We start from the raw sequence: 14149 nt of genomic DNA, 5'->3' as shown, positions 1-14149 counted from the left end.
ATTTCATAAAATTATCATCTCATTTCCAGTCTTGTCACTTTACGTTTTATCTAATTAATCATACCTGATTGTGGAACGGTATTGACAACTAATATCGTGATTTTCACCTTTTATACCAAATGAGCATGACGTCTCGTAGGATGTCATACAGCACTTCTCAATTTGGCTTTTAAGATATTATATTCAGTAGATTTATAGATCGACCTTCTCCTCCAATTGGCAATGCCACAGTTGTCAGTGCAAAACTCTTAAATAGCATTGACCGCACAAGGCTTTATCGCTAAATTGGTTGCAACATTCATATCTTTTAAAACAACATGCACTGATAAAATATAAATACTTTTAGAATATAGAAAACCCACCACGTACCAATGCTTATAACACACGGATGTAAGCATCAAATCACCTTTAAGGATAACGTAATGAATATGAGCACATTACTAAAACCAACTGTACTGAGCATTGGATTAATGAGTGTCATAGGTTGCACCACCATGCAGACCGCGCCCAAGGATATGAGCAACTCAGCAACTGTCTATTACAATGGCAACATCATCACGATGGAGGGCGATCAGCCACAAATGGCTGAAGCTTAGTCACCCAAGCGGGCAAGATTGCTATGTGGGCAATTTACAAGAGGCGCAATCGAAATATAAAAATGCCGCACAGATTAATCTACAAGATAAAACCTTATTACCCAGCTTTATCGATCCGCATAGTCATTTTGATATGGTGTCGAACACCATGGGTCAGGTCAATCTCAACCCGCCGCCCATCGGTCAAGTCGATAGTATTCCCAAAATGATGCAAACGCTAAAAGATTATAAAGTGGACAATAACATTGCTGATGGCGACTGGATCTTTGGTTGGGGTTATGATGAAACTCAGCTCGCTGAGGGGCGTCATCCGACTAAAAGCGAAATTGATAAAGTATTGCCAAACAATCCAGTGTATTTACAACACACGAGTGGTCATATGGGCGTCGCAAACAGTAAGGCGCTTGCATGATGAACATCACTGCTAACAGTGAAAATCCAGCAGGCGGTAATATTGCTCGAATTAAAGGCTCTAATGAACCAAACGGTCTCGTACAAGAAACGGCGATGTATCCGTTCGTGCGCAATATGCTAGAAGTGTTAGCGCCGAATCAAGGCAAATTCTTTGAGCAGACGCAAGATTATTATGCAAAGAATGGCATAACGACGGCGCATAACGGTTCGACAGCTCGTAATACCATTCAGTTTTTTCAAAAACAAGCCGATGCAGGTAAACTTAAAATTGACTTGGTCGCACTGGCAGGAGTGAGTGACTTAGATGAGAATTTGGCTGATAAAAACTTCGTATGGAAAACCTATAAAAACGGTTTTAAAGTACAGGGTACCAAAATCGTTGCAGATGGCTCGCCACAAGGCAAGACCGCCTATTTTAGCCAACCTTATCTCACGCCAGTTCCAGATTGTGAAAAGGACTGCCGCGGTCTACCAAGTGTCAGCCCAGATGAACTGAACGAGATGTTTGTCAAAGCCTATGCTCGTGACAATCAGCTCTTTATCCATAATAATGGTGATGGCGCAACCGATATGCTCATCAAGGCACACGAGTATGCGGTCAAAAAGACTGGTCAAGCAGCTGATAAAGATCGCCGTACTGTGCCCATTCATGCTCAATTTGCCCGACCTGATCAGCTTGCCGCATTCAAAAAATACAATATGGTGCCGTCCTTCTTTACCAACCATACTTACTTTTGGGGAGACGTACACGTTAAAAACTTAGGTAAAAAACGTGCCGACTTTTCAAGCCCGATTGCCACTGCTGATAGAATGGGACTTAGATACACCAATCACTCTGATGACACAGTGACACCTGTTGACCCATTATTTTTAGTCTGGTCAGCAGTCAATCGCACTTCACGCTCAGGTAAAATCATTGGTAAAAATGAGCGAGCGACGCCGTATCAAGCGTTAAAAGCCATTACCAGCAATGCTGCTTATGAGTATTTTGAAGAAGACAGCAAAGGCACTTTGACGCCAGGGAAACTGGCTGATTTGGTTATCTTGGATGCCAACCCATTAACCATAGAGACAAGCAAGCTCAAAGATATCAAAGTCATCACAACCATTAAAGAAGGTCAAACGATTTACCAACGTCCAGTACAATAGTTCATGGTAAGCGCCGTATAATAAGCCAAATTTTAGCAGGCGATTTCAAATTGTCATGCCTGCTATTCATTAAGATGATGAACCATTAAAGCTATTTATTAAAAACATTCATTAAAACTGTTTAAGGAACCCTATATGAGTACCAACACCGATACAGGTAACGACCACATTCTCTCCTCCGATAATATTCATTACTTGCATCATAATTTTTTTGAACCAAGCCATGAAAACACAGCGGTAAAAGCCACGTTACTGATTGTTCACGGTATGGCAGAGCATAGCGGACGTTACGCAGACTTCGCTCATTTTTTAGCGGATAATGGTATCGCAGTGGCAACTTATGACCATTTGGGACATGGAAAGACCGTCAAAACATCAGCAGATTTAGGTTTTTTGGTGAAGAGCATCCAGTACAGTCCCTGCTAAAAGACGTCATTGTCATGGCAGATAGCTTAAAAAACCGCCATCCTGACGTGCCGCACTTTGTAATGGGTCACTCTATGGGCTCGTTTATTGTGCGTAATGTCCTAAAGCACCATGCACACAATTTCACAGGTGCTATTTTGATGGGTACAGCAGATGCCAACCCCTTGATTAAAGTGCTACTCCCAGTCAATAAAGTACTGGCAAAAGTAGCACCTAAAAAACCAAATACAATGTTTGCCAAGGTGATGAATAAAGTCTTGAATATTAAGCTTGAAGATCGTATCTCTTCATCAGAATTTGCATGGTTAACTGAAAATCCTGCTGCCATTGAAGCCTATGAAGCAGATCCCTTAACGGGCTTTGATTTCACCAATAATGGCTTTATGACACTATTCTTTCTGATGGAAACTGGCTTAAACAAAGGCTGGGCAATGACTATCCCAAAAAACTTCCCGATGCTATTTATCAGCGGCGAAGATGATCCTATCGGAGATATGGGCAACGGCATCCGCAAAATTGTCACGCGCTTAAACAAGCAAAATTTCAGTCAAGTAGATATCCAACTCTACCCAAATATGCGTCATGAGCCTTTGCATGAAAAAGACCATCAAACCGTTTATGAAGATATCTTAGAATGGATAGAAAGCCATAGCTCAGGCAATTAACAGCAGCGCTCATCTTGGCAGTTAACTCGTTTGCTAAAAGTCGCCAAATTAGCGACAATACGGCAAGCAAGTTTTTACGCCAAGTCATGCGAGTTATTTAACGATAATATATGCTTTACCTTCCACTAACTTTAGGAACCTTTATGTCATTACAACAAACCATCGAACAAGCCTTTGAAAAACGCAACGAATACAGCCCAAGCACGATGCCACAGGACGTGCGTGATGCTATTAATCAAGTACTTGAGCAATTAGATAACGGCACATTGCGCGTTGCAGAAAAAAAGGATGGCGAATGGGTCGTGAACCAGTGGGCAAAAAAAGCCGTTTTGCTCTCTTTTCGCTTAAACGACAACTATGTTCAGGCAGCGGGCGAACATGTCCAGTTCTATGACAAAGTGCCGACTAAGTTTGCCAACTGGACCGAAGCACAGTTTAAAGAATCAGGTGTACGTGTTGTACCACCCGCTGTTGCTCGTAAAGGCTCGTTCATCGCAGCAGGTGCGGTATTGATGCCGTCGTATGTCAACATCGGCGCGTATGTCGATCAAGGCGCGATGTAGATACGTGGGCGACCGTGGGTTCATGTGCCCAAATTGGTAAAAATGTGCATTTATCAGGTGGCGTTGGTATCGGCGGCGTATTAGAGCCATTACAAGCGAATCCAACTATCATCGAAGACAATTGCTTCATCGGTGCGCGTTCTGAAATCGTTGAAGGCGTAATCGTCGAAGAAGGCGCTGTTATCTCGATGGGGGTATTTATTGGTCAATCAACGCGCATTTATGATCGCGAAACGGGTGAGATTCATCGTGGCCGTGTACCAGCAGGCTCTGTTGTCGTACCGGGTAGCTTGCCATCAGAAGATGGTACGCATAGCTTATATGCTGCTATCATCGTCAAAAAAGTCGATGCACAAACCCGCGCTAAAACATCAGTCAATGAGTTATTACGTTTAGCTTAGTATTTTTAATACTTAAAGTCTCGTACCCAAACCGTACGGACAGCGACAGATCCTCCTTATTAAAGACGCTGAAGAAAACTTCAGCGTCTTTTTTGCAGCTTAATAGAGGGTGGTGCGTTATAATCCCTTTTTTTGGTTTGGCTTTATCCAAACGCAAAACGCCCATACCAGAACCTGCCTTTTTATTACGATTGATAAATGCCTCATCCCATTAGCAATCTTTAACTGTATTTGACATATTATGAGTGAATCACTATTACGCACCGCCGCCATTCCTGTCACTGACCCTGAAGCCGGTCTACGTTTGACAGAAATCTTTTATTCTTTGCAAGGTGAAGCGCTGACCTCAGGCTTGCCAACGATATTTGTACGCTTGACTGGCTGTCCACTTCGCTGTGTCTATTGCGATACTGAATACGCCTTTACTGGCGGCGAGCGGCAGTCGCTAGAAACCATTATAGAGACCATCAAAAGCTATCCTTGCAAGCGTATTTGTCTGACTGGCGGCGAGCCTTTAGCTCAGCCGAACGCCATTGAACTAATGAAGCGCTTACTGAGCGACGGTTATGAAATCTCGCTTGAAACCGCAGGCGCGCTCACGGTAGCAAACGTGCCAAAAGCCGTCAGTAAAGTCATGGATCTCAAAACGCCAAGCTCAGGTGAAGTCGATAAGAATCTATGGTCAAATCTCGACTACCTCACTCAGCATGACCAAATTAAATTTGTCATTATGAATCGTGAAGATTACGACTGGGCGAAAACCAAGCTGTCTGAGCATAAATTAAATGAATTGGTCGATACGGTTTGGTTTTCTCCGATGTTTAATGTCGCAGAGGATATCGACGAAGAAGTCAGCCCCGATGTACCTGTGTTGGCGCGCGAACTTGCAGAATGGATGTTGGCTGACGCGCTGCCCGTACGCTTCCAATTGCAACTGCATAAAATCATCTGGCAGATGCTAAAGGTAAATAATAGTCTAATTATCTAAATGGATATTCAACATAAATAGCGACCCAAGGATAGGAATATAGCTATGGTCAAACTCATTTTATTGGGCTTATTATCGGGGGCATTTTTTAGCTCGACGTTTGTGTTAAACGAAGTTATGAGTGCGGCTGGTGGGCATTGGTTTTGGTCAGCTAGCCTTCGCTATGCATTTATGTGGCTAATACTCACGGCTATTATAATTATGCAGCATGGTTTTGGGCGTATTACAGAGCTGATGACTATATTCCGTCAACATTGGGGCTTTTGGTGTATTACGGGCAGTATTGGTTTTGGAATTTTTTATACAGGAATCTGTTACGCGGCTGATCATGTCGCAGGCTGGGTAGTCGCCGCGACTTTTATGTTTACAGTGGTCGCAAGCCTACTCGTTTTGCTAGCATTCGGACAACGTTTTGATAAAAAATTCATTGCATATGCGTTATTAGTATTTGCTGGCGTGGTACTGGTCAATATCAGTGAAGGACTGCATGCCGCTTCTTTGCTAGATGCTAATGCAGTGCCTATGAAAGATATGCTGCTTTATGGTGCCGTGCCTGCTCTAATAGCCGCCTTTAGCTATCCCATTGGTAACCAGTTGGTTTGGCAGGTATCTTACAACGCTCGCAAGCGTAGTGCCGAGCCTACTAGCACTCAAAAAAGTGATATCCAAGCCAACGAGATTAGTAAAAAAACCACCTCATTTATTACAGAAGCACCTGCTTTGTCAGCCGATATGAGTTATACGGCGGACGCGGTCGATTCCTTAAACCTTAACCACCCCACTCAAACCTTGCCGAGCTCTTTGCTGCAAACTTTAATCGCACGTATACCTGCTATCAAAACCACCCTCCTACAAAATGCCTTTAACAAAGTATGGTTAATGACCTTGGGCAGTCTGCCATTTTGGTTGGTTTTGGGTCTTGTCGTTCATCCGGATTTGCCTGATACTAAGCAGGTATTCAATACCTTACTTGTGGCTCTATTGGCAGGCGTGGCGGCAACCAGTATCTTTTTATATGCCCGTGAAAAAGCGGAAACTTCAAGCGAAGTGGCTGGGGTTGATGCCACTCAGGCAAGTGAAGTGATATTTGCCTTAATTGGCGGTATGCTATTGCTCAATAATACTTTGCCATCAGCGATGGGTTTAATAGGTATTGCTCTGATTATCGTTGGGCTTATTCTATTTGCAAAAGATGGCTAAACTACTACCTAAAATTAGGTTAACTCTATTTAAATTATTGATATAAACAACTTCAAAACTAATCTATTCCAGCCCAGCCCAGCCCAGCCCAGCCCAGCCAATCTATTTTGATGGCCATTATATTGGTAATATAATCATGGTTAATGATTTAATTTTTCCTGATATTTTATTATATTTATTAGATATGGTTGGTGTGATTGCTTGTGCGATCGCAGGTACACTGCTGGCACAGCACAAAGGCTTTGATATTGCTGGCTGTATCTTGGTTGCGATGGTCAATGCTATCGGCGGCGGTACACTACGTGATATGGCGCTAGACCGTCATCCGCTCTTTTGGATGACTGACCTCAATTATGTGATCGTCATCACAGTGACATCGCTTATTTTACAAATATTCTTTCATCTGTATCATAAGATTGATAAGGCATTGAAGCTGTTCGATGCCATTGGGTTGGCGGCTTTTAGCGTGATTGGTTTTAAGATAGCATTGACACAAGATATGTCAGCTATTATCGCTATTATGATGGGGGTTTGGACGGCTATTATTGGTGGTCTGCTACGCGATATCATCTGTAATGAGATACCACTGTTACTTCAACGCGAGATTTATATCTCTGCTAGTATTGTAGGTTCGATCACTTATCTGCTGCTTGACCGTTTGGGTGTAGATGCTGGATTGAATGAATTTATTATGCTGGGCGTTATCTTTGCTGTACGGATGCTAGCATTGCGTTTTGATTGGCACCTGCCTTCTATACGTTTGGTGAAATAAGACCGATATATATATGATTTAAACACTAGGGCGTATCCTCAATTCCATCGTTTACTTTTTAAATGGGCTAAAAATAATCAGACAATCATCATACAAACTTAGTGAGACTTGCTCATGCTGGCTATCGCATTGAACCCCTCAGCACTAATCACTACGTTTGACCCACGCTCTCTCATTTATCTTTTTGATATGATTGGTATTATCGCTTGTAGTATTTCAGGCACGATACTGGCAAAACACAAAAATTTCGATGTTTTTGGTTGTTTACTGGTGTCTATTGTCACCGCTATCGGTGGCGGCACTGTGCGTGATGTCATTTTAGATCGCCATCCACTATTTTGGATGGTGGATATGAGCTACCTGACTGTTATCACCCTCTCTTCATTAGTGATGCAGATATTCTTTCACCCCAACTCTAAACGCGTTAATAAGTTCCTCAAACTCTCAGATACTATTGGACTGTCAGTTTTTACCTTAATCGGTATCAAGGTTGCCGATAGTATGGGTGCAAATGTGCCCGTGGCGTTATTACTTGGGGTGATCACCATTATTGTCGGCGGTATCATCCGCGATATGATCTGCAATGAGATTCCGCTGGTGTTGCAGCAAGAGATTTATATTTCGGCAGCCTTAGCTGGCGGCATCCTCTATTTCGCACTACACAATCTGGGTGTGACAGCTTGGATTGCTGACATCGCTACTATGGGTACGATTTTTACCTTACGCATGCTCGCCATTCGTTATGACTGGCAGTTTCCAACTATCGAATGGAAATACTAAAAAAGCGTCAACCTTAAACAAAGTCGACGCTATATTTGCTACTTATTAAGTATCTTATAATAAGATAATGCCATCATTCCTGTACGACTGCTAAATCCTTTACCATCAACTGTAGACTTTGTTTGCCGTTCCACTCGTTGATGTCTAGCTGAAATAATACATGCACTTTTTCCGCACGATAATCCCATATCTCGCTATCAAAGTTAAAATAAATTGCTTCAATCGGATATTGTACATCAGGGTAACGCAGCGAAAGCTTAAGGTGCTTATCTTTTAATATCTTAAAGCTTAACACTTCAAAGACCCCGTCAAATATTGGTGATGCAAAGCCATGACCCCAAATATTGGCATCAGCTAAGTGTTCAGCAAACCACAAGCTAAAGTCACGCGCCTGCAACGCGCCATCAGTGAATTTTTGCTCAGCAAACACCTCATTATCCATCTGTGCCATGACGTCATTAAAAGCCATAACAAACCCATCAAAGTTACGGCGTTTGATCGTTAAGCCTGCTGCCATCGCATGACCACCAAAATGACTGATTAAATCAGGATGGCGCTCGGCAACCTGCTCAATCGCATCACGAATGTGCACGCCAGCGATAGAACGCGCCGAGCCTTTGATAGGGTCATCGTCACCGGTACGCTCTGTATTCGCGGGTGCAAAAACGATACTTGGCAAATAATGAATTTCTTTTAACCGTCCAGCGACGATGCCGATGACGCCTTGATGCCAATCATCTTGGTATAAAACGATACTGCGTTTATGATTATTATTCGTCTTTTTCTCAGATCTATTTTGAACAATAATATCGCCGCTTTCATGGTTATCCGCCGTAGCCTCATCGTCCATGTCTGTATCCGCAGCGGCTAATGTCTGTACGATGTTATCCGCTTGCGCGCGCATCTCACCTTCTACCTGTCGACGCGTCCGGTTTAACTGCTCAAGCTCTTGCGCCAAGCGCTGCGCCGTACCCCAGTCCTCGGTCAACAAACACTCAATACCGATGCGCATATTGTCCATACGACCAGCGGCATTGATACGAGGTCCTAAGACAAACCCAAAATCCTGCGCCTGCAACTGCTTAGGATCTCGCCCTGCTTGTTCAAGGAGTGCCAAGATACCGAGCGAGCAGCGCCCTTGGCGGATAGCCGCCAGTCCATGATGCACTAAAATGCGATTGTTTTTATCAAGCACCCCAACGTCGGCAATCGTCCCTAATGCCACCAAATCCAAATATTGACTCACTTGCACGGTAGATTTACCGGCTTCGCGGCGCAGCTTGGCTAAGCGTCCAAGCACATAAAATGCCACGCCCACCCCTACGAGCGCTTTACTGCTAAAGTGACAATCGAGCTGATTGGGATTAACCACAGCCTCCGCAGGCGGTGTTTCTTTAGTCGTCAAATGATGATCAGTAATAATCACGGTGATGCCATCGGCTTGCGCACGTTCCACGCCTTCATGGCTTGAGATACCGTTATCGACGGTCACTATCACCTCAGGATGATACTTCTCAATACCCAATTCAACAATTTCTGGTGTCAAACCATAGCCGTACTTAAAACGGTCGGGCACTAAAAAGTCAACGACTGCGCCCATTTTTGTGAGCGCGCGCATCATTAATGCGGTACTGGTCGCACCATCACAGTCAAAATCACCCACGATAAGGATACGCTGACCGTCATCGATGGCAACGTCTAATAGACGCACTGCTTCGGTGACACCATGTAGCATTTCGGCTGGCAATAGCGCTGAGAGTTGCGTCTCTAGCTCATCAGGCTGAGTAATGCCGCGACCTGCATACAGGCGGGCAAGCGTCAATGATTGGGCGGCAAGTGGTTGCAGCGCGGCGGGCAACTCGTCGATGCGAGTGCTGGTATAACGGGGGGTTAAATTTAGCATGTGCATATTCTACTGGCTTTGGCAGAGGGTCACAATGACAATTTTTGGCGGCTTGGTTTATCGTTTTTTGTTGCAGCACATTGTGATAAGCCATATTTTCATACTAGCATAGAGCAAATAATTCATACTCTGTGCATATAGTATGAATAATATTTCATTTACAAAAACGGTGCATAGCGACTGCATTTTTCTGCATTTTGCTACAAAGCAATGATTGTATGCCGCTCAGAAATCCATAAAATGGTAAGCAACTGAGATACTTGCTATCTATTGAGATTTGATTTTTTATTTTAACCATTTATAAGGATGCTTTATGAAAACCACACCACTGGCTGAAAAGTTACCAAATACCATTGACCCTAGCTTGGATCTTGAACAAGTAAAAAAAGAATGTCAAAAGCTGGTTAAAAAACGCGCCAAATATTCTGCTGGTGTTGCCATCGTTCCTGTACCATTTTTTGATGTCGCAGTAGACGCTGGTATGCTTACTCAACTATTACCTGACATTAGCGAACGATTTGGCTTACTTGAAGACCGTAAGGCGGCAGTTGATTTAGAATCACGAGCCATTCATTGGGGCGCATTAAAAGATCGTACTGTCGATTTTGCAGGTTGATGGCGACTCGTGGTATTGTTAAAAAGACCGTACAAGGCTTCGGTGGTCGTATCGCTGCCAAACAAGTAACGAAATTTATCCCATTAGGGGGTCAAATGGTTGCTGCTACAATGGCTATATGATTTTCAAAAAAATCGCCAATGACCACATCAATGAGTGCTACAAACTCGCAAAAGACATTCAGCAAAAGCAACACGGTAAAAATGTCTAAAACAGTTAAAAAACCGACACTAGGGCGTGTCTTCAATTGAAAAATGGAGATAAGAATGAGATAAATTGCAGTCAAACAAGGAAAGTAGTGCAGATAATATCGGGATATTACCTAGCTATTTAACGACGTTTGACAAAATTTAGCCATTTTTAGCCCATTTAGAGATTTATCGATTGAATTGAAGACACGCCCTAACTTTATAAAATAAAACCAGCTAAGAGCTATTGCCTTAGCTGGTTTTTTTGTGCTGAGCTACGCATATATGGTTTAATTTTTCAATTTAATAACAGCCTTTTTCATAATACATCTCTAACTCAGAATACTCTATGTCACTAATTATAATGATGTTATCTGCATAAGGACGATACTTTCTAACCATTATTTTTGCCGCTGGTTTGTTGTTTATGAGAATTACGCCATCTTCGAGCCGAACATCGTTATCAAAACTAAATCCATCTCCCATAACTTTTGATGTAGAGCCTTTCCAATGACACTGCTGTACGTGATAATCAGACATCACATATACACTCCTGATAAAAAACAGGCTGAGTGTCAAAGCAATTAAAAGACAGGGTATTGATAGCTTTTTATTCATTGAATCTCTAATTGAATTTAGGAAACCCATTTTGATGAAATAAATATTCCTGTCCATGTATGTTTCATGATATCTCGATGCATAGCATTAACAGTGGAAAATGGCAAAAACCACCACCAAATATAGCAATACTTCATGAACAATTCACCTCCCTTATTGATTAAAATCGTTAAAGTAAGATGAATTTTATTCTTGGATTATGGTATGCCGAACTTTAGAATAGATGGTTATGAGCTCACCTCAACACTGATATTGCTATTGGGTTGCCTCATTCTTTTCATCGCCAGTATTTCTGCGGCGTTCAATGACCTTTTTGATGATTGTTCGTGGGAACACCTCACCACTTGGTTATTTATCGTCGGTGGTTTATTGATGATTATCGGCTATATTGGTTATAAAGCCTATGCATATTATCACCCTTATGCGTGGCTGGATTGATAACGTCAAGCTTTGATAAAAAAAGCTTTATTCAATACTAATAATAGTTGGTGGTGTTATTGATAAGTTTTGCTGATAATATACGACCTGCTTGGAAAAAACACATGTCAACTAGCAAACATCAACTCCTACCAAATGCCAGTTTCTATTAAGCATAAACCTTAAAACCAATAAAAATCTTAAAGGATCAGACCCATGAAAAAAATCTTAATATCAACGGCTATGCTCGCTACCCTCGCTCTATCTGGATGCACAACGACTGGTGGCATGAATAATAATGCAGGTACTGCTATCGGTACTGCAAATGAGATTGGTATGAATGTCTTTAAATCAGCGATTGATAACCAATGCCGCAGTCAGATTGAAAAGCAAACTGCTTGGCGTGTGGCTAGCGTGGCTATGACCGACACACAACAAGAAGCTGTAAAAAGTAATGTTTGTGGCTGCGTCAGTGAGCAAGCGCCGCAACAAGTGACACTCGTTGAATTGGGCAATGCTGCTATCGATTCGCAATATCGCACACAGCTGGTCACGAAAGTCGTCGCAAAATCTCTACAAAGCTGCTATACCAGTTTTATGAAATAAACTTGTAATAAGTAGCGAAGCACAGTTTTGACAATGTATTTTTGACGTTGATATTAATATTGACACAGGCGGGTTAGCGATTGCTTAACCCAGCCTATTCGTATAAATTAGGTGTAAATGAAATGGAATTCACTTGATATCAAGGATGACAAATGAAAAGACGTGCGTTTATAAAATTAGGTGGTCAAGTCACTGTGGCTGGCACTCTACTGACCAGCTGAGCGCCTGTTCATCAGACGACGATGAAAATATCCAGAGTGATAAATTGGACGTCTTAGATGACTTGGGTTATCAAGGCGCCTCACCTTTTAAGCATGGTATTGCCAGTGGTGACCCTCTACAGGATAGAGTAATACTGTGGACACGAATTACCAATGACGGCAGTATCAGTGCCACGAGCATCCCTGTTGGCTATACTATCGCAACAGACCCAGAGATGAAAAAAATCGTTGCTCAAGGAAGAGCGTTAGCCACCTCTGAATCTGACTTTACTATCAAAGTCGATCCCAAGTCTCTACAGCCTAATACGACCTATTACTATACCTTTCAAGCATTGGGTTATATCTCGCCCACTGGTCGCACTCGTACTATCCCGCAACCAAACTTACCAGCCAATCAAGTAGACCGTGTGCGCTTGGCCGTGGTTTCTTGCTCGAACTATGGATTTGGCTACTTCAATGGTTATGCACATATCGCTAAGCAAGCCGATATATCAGCCGTACTGCATTTAGGTGACTATATCTACGAATATCAAGAAGGGTTTTATCGTGATCAATCCTTAATAGAAGAACGTCCGATAGACCCCAAAAATGAGATTATTAGTTTAGAAGATTATCGTCGTCGCTATGCCTGTTATCGTACTGATATTGATTTACAAGAATGCCATCGCCAGCACCCTTTTATCGCCGTTTGGGATGATCATGAAATTGCAGATAACTCATGGAAAGGGGGTGCTGGGTTCCATACTGAAAGCAAAGGCAGCTATATAGAGCGCAAGATGTCAGCGGTTCGAGCTTATCATGAGTGGATGCCTATCCGTGATGATAGCAGCAACGAGCTAGACAGCCAGCTGCGGATTTATCGACGCTTCGAGTTTGGTAAATTGTTTGATTTGAATATGCTGGACACACGTATATTTGGCCGTGAAAAGCTTGATGCTACTGCCAGTAATGAGCCTGAACGCCAACTATTGGGAGTCGAACAAGAGAACTGGCTTCATCTAAACATGCTGGCAGGCAAACGCCGCGATGCCAAATGGCAGATACTGGGGCAGCAAGTCATTTTAGCTCCATTCAGAGGTGCATCTGCCACCAACTCGGGAGACATATGGAATGGCTACGCCAGTGCTCGCGATCGCCTGCTCAATTTCATTGAAAATAATAATATCGATAATACAGTCGTTCTAACTGGCGACTATCACGCTTCATTTGCATTTGATGTCTGCAAAAATCCGTTTGATGGGGACAGCTATAATCCAAGCACAGGTTCAGGATCACTGGCTGTCGAATTCGTCTGCCCTGCTCTAACCTCGCTCGCGTTTCCTGAAAAAGGTGCTGGGCCAGAAGCCAATCCACATCAGAAGTTCAACAACCAAACTGATCACGGCTATATGCTGTTAGATATCACCGAGCAGGCGTTTCAGTGTGAATGGTATTATACTAATACCTTAAAAACACGAGATGACAGTACTAGATTTGCCAAAAGCTTGCTCACTCAAGCACAGGCGAATCATTTAATAGAGGGTGAACAATCTCGCCCTATCACTAACGTCGCTGTATTAGCTGCTGCAAATAAAGCTGTCGGGGTGAAAATATAAGTATCGTTAACTGCACTAGATACTTAAAGCA

At 42.8% G+C, this 14149-nt stretch carries 11 protein-coding genes and 4 pseudogenes; 13 read left to right on the top strand and 2 right to left on the bottom strand.

The window, feature by feature from the left end; all coding sequences use genetic code 11:
- Positions 1 to 422 precede the first annotated feature (422 nt).
- The 9 genes and pseudogenes from TT12_RS15055 (at position 423) to TT12_RS00615 (ending at position 7954) form a co-directional block, all read left to right on the top strand.
- On the top strand, positions 423 to 596 hold the full coding sequence (locus tag TT12_RS15055; RefSeq protein WP_207803939.1) for a hypothetical protein: 174 nt from the start codon (positions 423 to 425) through the stop codon (positions 594 to 596).
- Between the two features lie 25 nt (positions 597 to 621).
- Entirely contained in the window at positions 622 to 1008 is a 387-nt protein-coding gene (locus TT12_RS18050; RefSeq protein WP_207803938.1) for an amidohydrolase family protein, read from the top strand.
- Positions 1005 to 2159, top strand: a complete 1155-nt coding sequence (locus tag TT12_RS00650) for an amidohydrolase (RefSeq protein WP_207803937.1) — start codon at positions 1005 to 1007, stop codon at positions 2157 to 2159. The genes TT12_RS18050 and TT12_RS00650 overlap by 4 nt, the downstream gene beginning before the upstream one ends.
- Before the next feature lie 135 nt (positions 2160 to 2294).
- Positions 2295 to 3250, top strand: a pseudogene (locus tag TT12_RS00645) (alpha/beta fold hydrolase).
- 143 nt (positions 3251 to 3393) lie between these two features.
- Positions 3394 to 4214: pseudogene (gene dapD / locus TT12_RS00640) on the top strand (2,3,4,5-tetrahydropyridine-2,6-dicarboxylate N-succinyltransferase).
- A 241-nt stretch (positions 4215 to 4455) separates the two neighbouring features.
- Positions 4456 to 5186 (top strand): annotated as a pseudogene (gene queE / locus TT12_RS00630) (7-carboxy-7-deazaguanine synthase QueE).
- Positions 5187 to 5247: 61 nt separating this feature from the next.
- Positions 5248 to 6402, top strand: a complete 1155-nt coding sequence (locus TT12_RS00625) for a multidrug resistance efflux transporter family protein (protein WP_045451295.1) — start codon at positions 5248 to 5250, stop codon at positions 6400 to 6402.
- 136 nt (positions 6403 to 6538) lie between these two features.
- Entirely contained in the window at positions 6539 to 7174 is a 636-nt protein-coding gene (locus TT12_RS00620) for a trimeric intracellular cation channel family protein (RefSeq protein ID WP_045451292.1), read from the top strand.
- Positions 7175 to 7288: 114 nt separating this feature from the next.
- Entirely contained in the window at positions 7289 to 7954 is a 666-nt protein-coding gene (locus tag TT12_RS00615) for a trimeric intracellular cation channel family protein (RefSeq protein ID WP_045451289.1), read from the top strand.
- Between the two features lie 73 nt (positions 7955 to 8027).
- Here TT12_RS00615 and recJ read toward each other — a convergent pair whose 3' ends face one another.
- Positions 8028 to 9857 (bottom strand): single-stranded-DNA-specific exonuclease RecJ, encoded by a 1830-nt coding sequence (gene recJ / locus TT12_RS00610; RefSeq protein WP_045451547.1) that lies wholly within the window; start codon positions 9855 to 9857, stop codon positions 8028 to 8030.
- 313 nt (positions 9858 to 10170) lie between these two features.
- Here recJ and TT12_RS00605 point away from each other — a divergent pair.
- A pseudogene (locus TT12_RS00605) lies at positions 10171 to 10684 on the top strand (hypothetical protein).
- Positions 10685 to 10964: 280 nt separating this feature from the next.
- Here the strand turns inward: TT12_RS00605 and TT12_RS15045 are convergent.
- Complete coding sequence (locus TT12_RS15045; protein ID WP_201502363.1) at positions 10965 to 11204, bottom strand: hypothetical protein; 240 nt, start codon at positions 11202 to 11204, stop codon at positions 10965 to 10967.
- 279 nt (positions 11205 to 11483) lie between these two features.
- On the opposite strand from TT12_RS15045, the gene TT12_RS00595 reads away from it, so the two are divergent.
- The 3 genes from TT12_RS00595 (at position 11484) to TT12_RS00585 (ending at position 14118) form a co-directional block, all read left to right on the top strand.
- A complete protein-coding gene (locus TT12_RS00595; RefSeq protein WP_045451284.1) occupies positions 11484 to 11717 on the top strand; it encodes a hypothetical protein in 234 nt (77 codons plus the stop codon).
- A gap of 195 nt (positions 11718 to 11912) precedes the next feature.
- Positions 11913 to 12302 carry a hypothetical protein gene (locus tag TT12_RS00590; protein WP_045451282.1) on the top strand — a complete coding sequence of 130 codons (390 nt, stop codon included), beginning with the start codon at positions 11913 to 11915 and terminating at the stop codon, positions 12300 to 12302.
- Between the two features lie 145 nt (positions 12303 to 12447).
- Positions 12448 to 14118, top strand: coding sequence for an alkaline phosphatase D family protein (locus tag TT12_RS00585; protein ID WP_207803936.1), 1671 nt, complete (start codon positions 12448 to 12450; stop codon positions 14116 to 14118).
- The last annotated feature ends 31 nt before the right edge of the window (positions 14119 to 14149 follow it).

This window comes from Psychrobacter sp. JCM 18903 (assembly GCF_000586475.1).
In the GTDB taxonomy this organism is placed as follows: Bacteria; Pseudomonadota; Gammaproteobacteria; order Pseudomonadales; family Moraxellaceae; genus Psychrobacter.
The sequence above is the reverse complement of the archived record's forward strand: the minus strand, read 5'-3'. Positions and strand labels throughout refer to the sequence as shown.

Bases quoted from the DNA above. Each gene is read 5' to 3' on its own strand.
- TT12_RS15055 (WP_207803939.1), top strand. From the start codon at position 423: ATGAATATGAGCACATTACTAAAACCAACTGTACTGAGCATTGGATTA.
- TT12_RS00650 (WP_207803937.1), top strand. From the start codon at position 1,005: ATGATGAACATCACTGCTAACAGTGAAAATCCAGCAGGCGGTAATATT.
- TT12_RS00625 (WP_045451295.1), top strand. From the start codon at position 5,248: ATGGTCAAACTCATTTTATTGGGCTTATTATCGGGGGCATTTTTTAGC.
- TT12_RS00620 (WP_045451292.1), top strand. From the start codon at position 6,539: ATGGTTAATGATTTAATTTTTCCTGATATTTTATTATATTTATTAGAT.
- TT12_RS00615 (WP_045451289.1), top strand. From the start codon at position 7,289: ATGCTGGCTATCGCATTGAACCCCTCAGCACTAATCACTACGTTTGAC.
- recJ (WP_045451547.1), bottom strand. From the start codon at position 9,857: ATGCTAAATTTAACCCCCCGTTATACCAGCACTCGCATCGACGAGTTG.
- TT12_RS00595 (WP_045451284.1), top strand. From the start codon at position 11,484: ATGCCGAACTTTAGAATAGATGGTTATGAGCTCACCTCAACACTGATA.
- TT12_RS00590 (WP_045451282.1), top strand. From the start codon at position 11,913: ATGAAAAAAATCTTAATATCAACGGCTATGCTCGCTACCCTCGCTCTA.
- TT12_RS00585 (WP_207803936.1), top strand. From the start codon at position 12,448: ATGACAAATGAAAAGACGTGCGTTTATAAAATTAGGTGGTCAAGTCAC.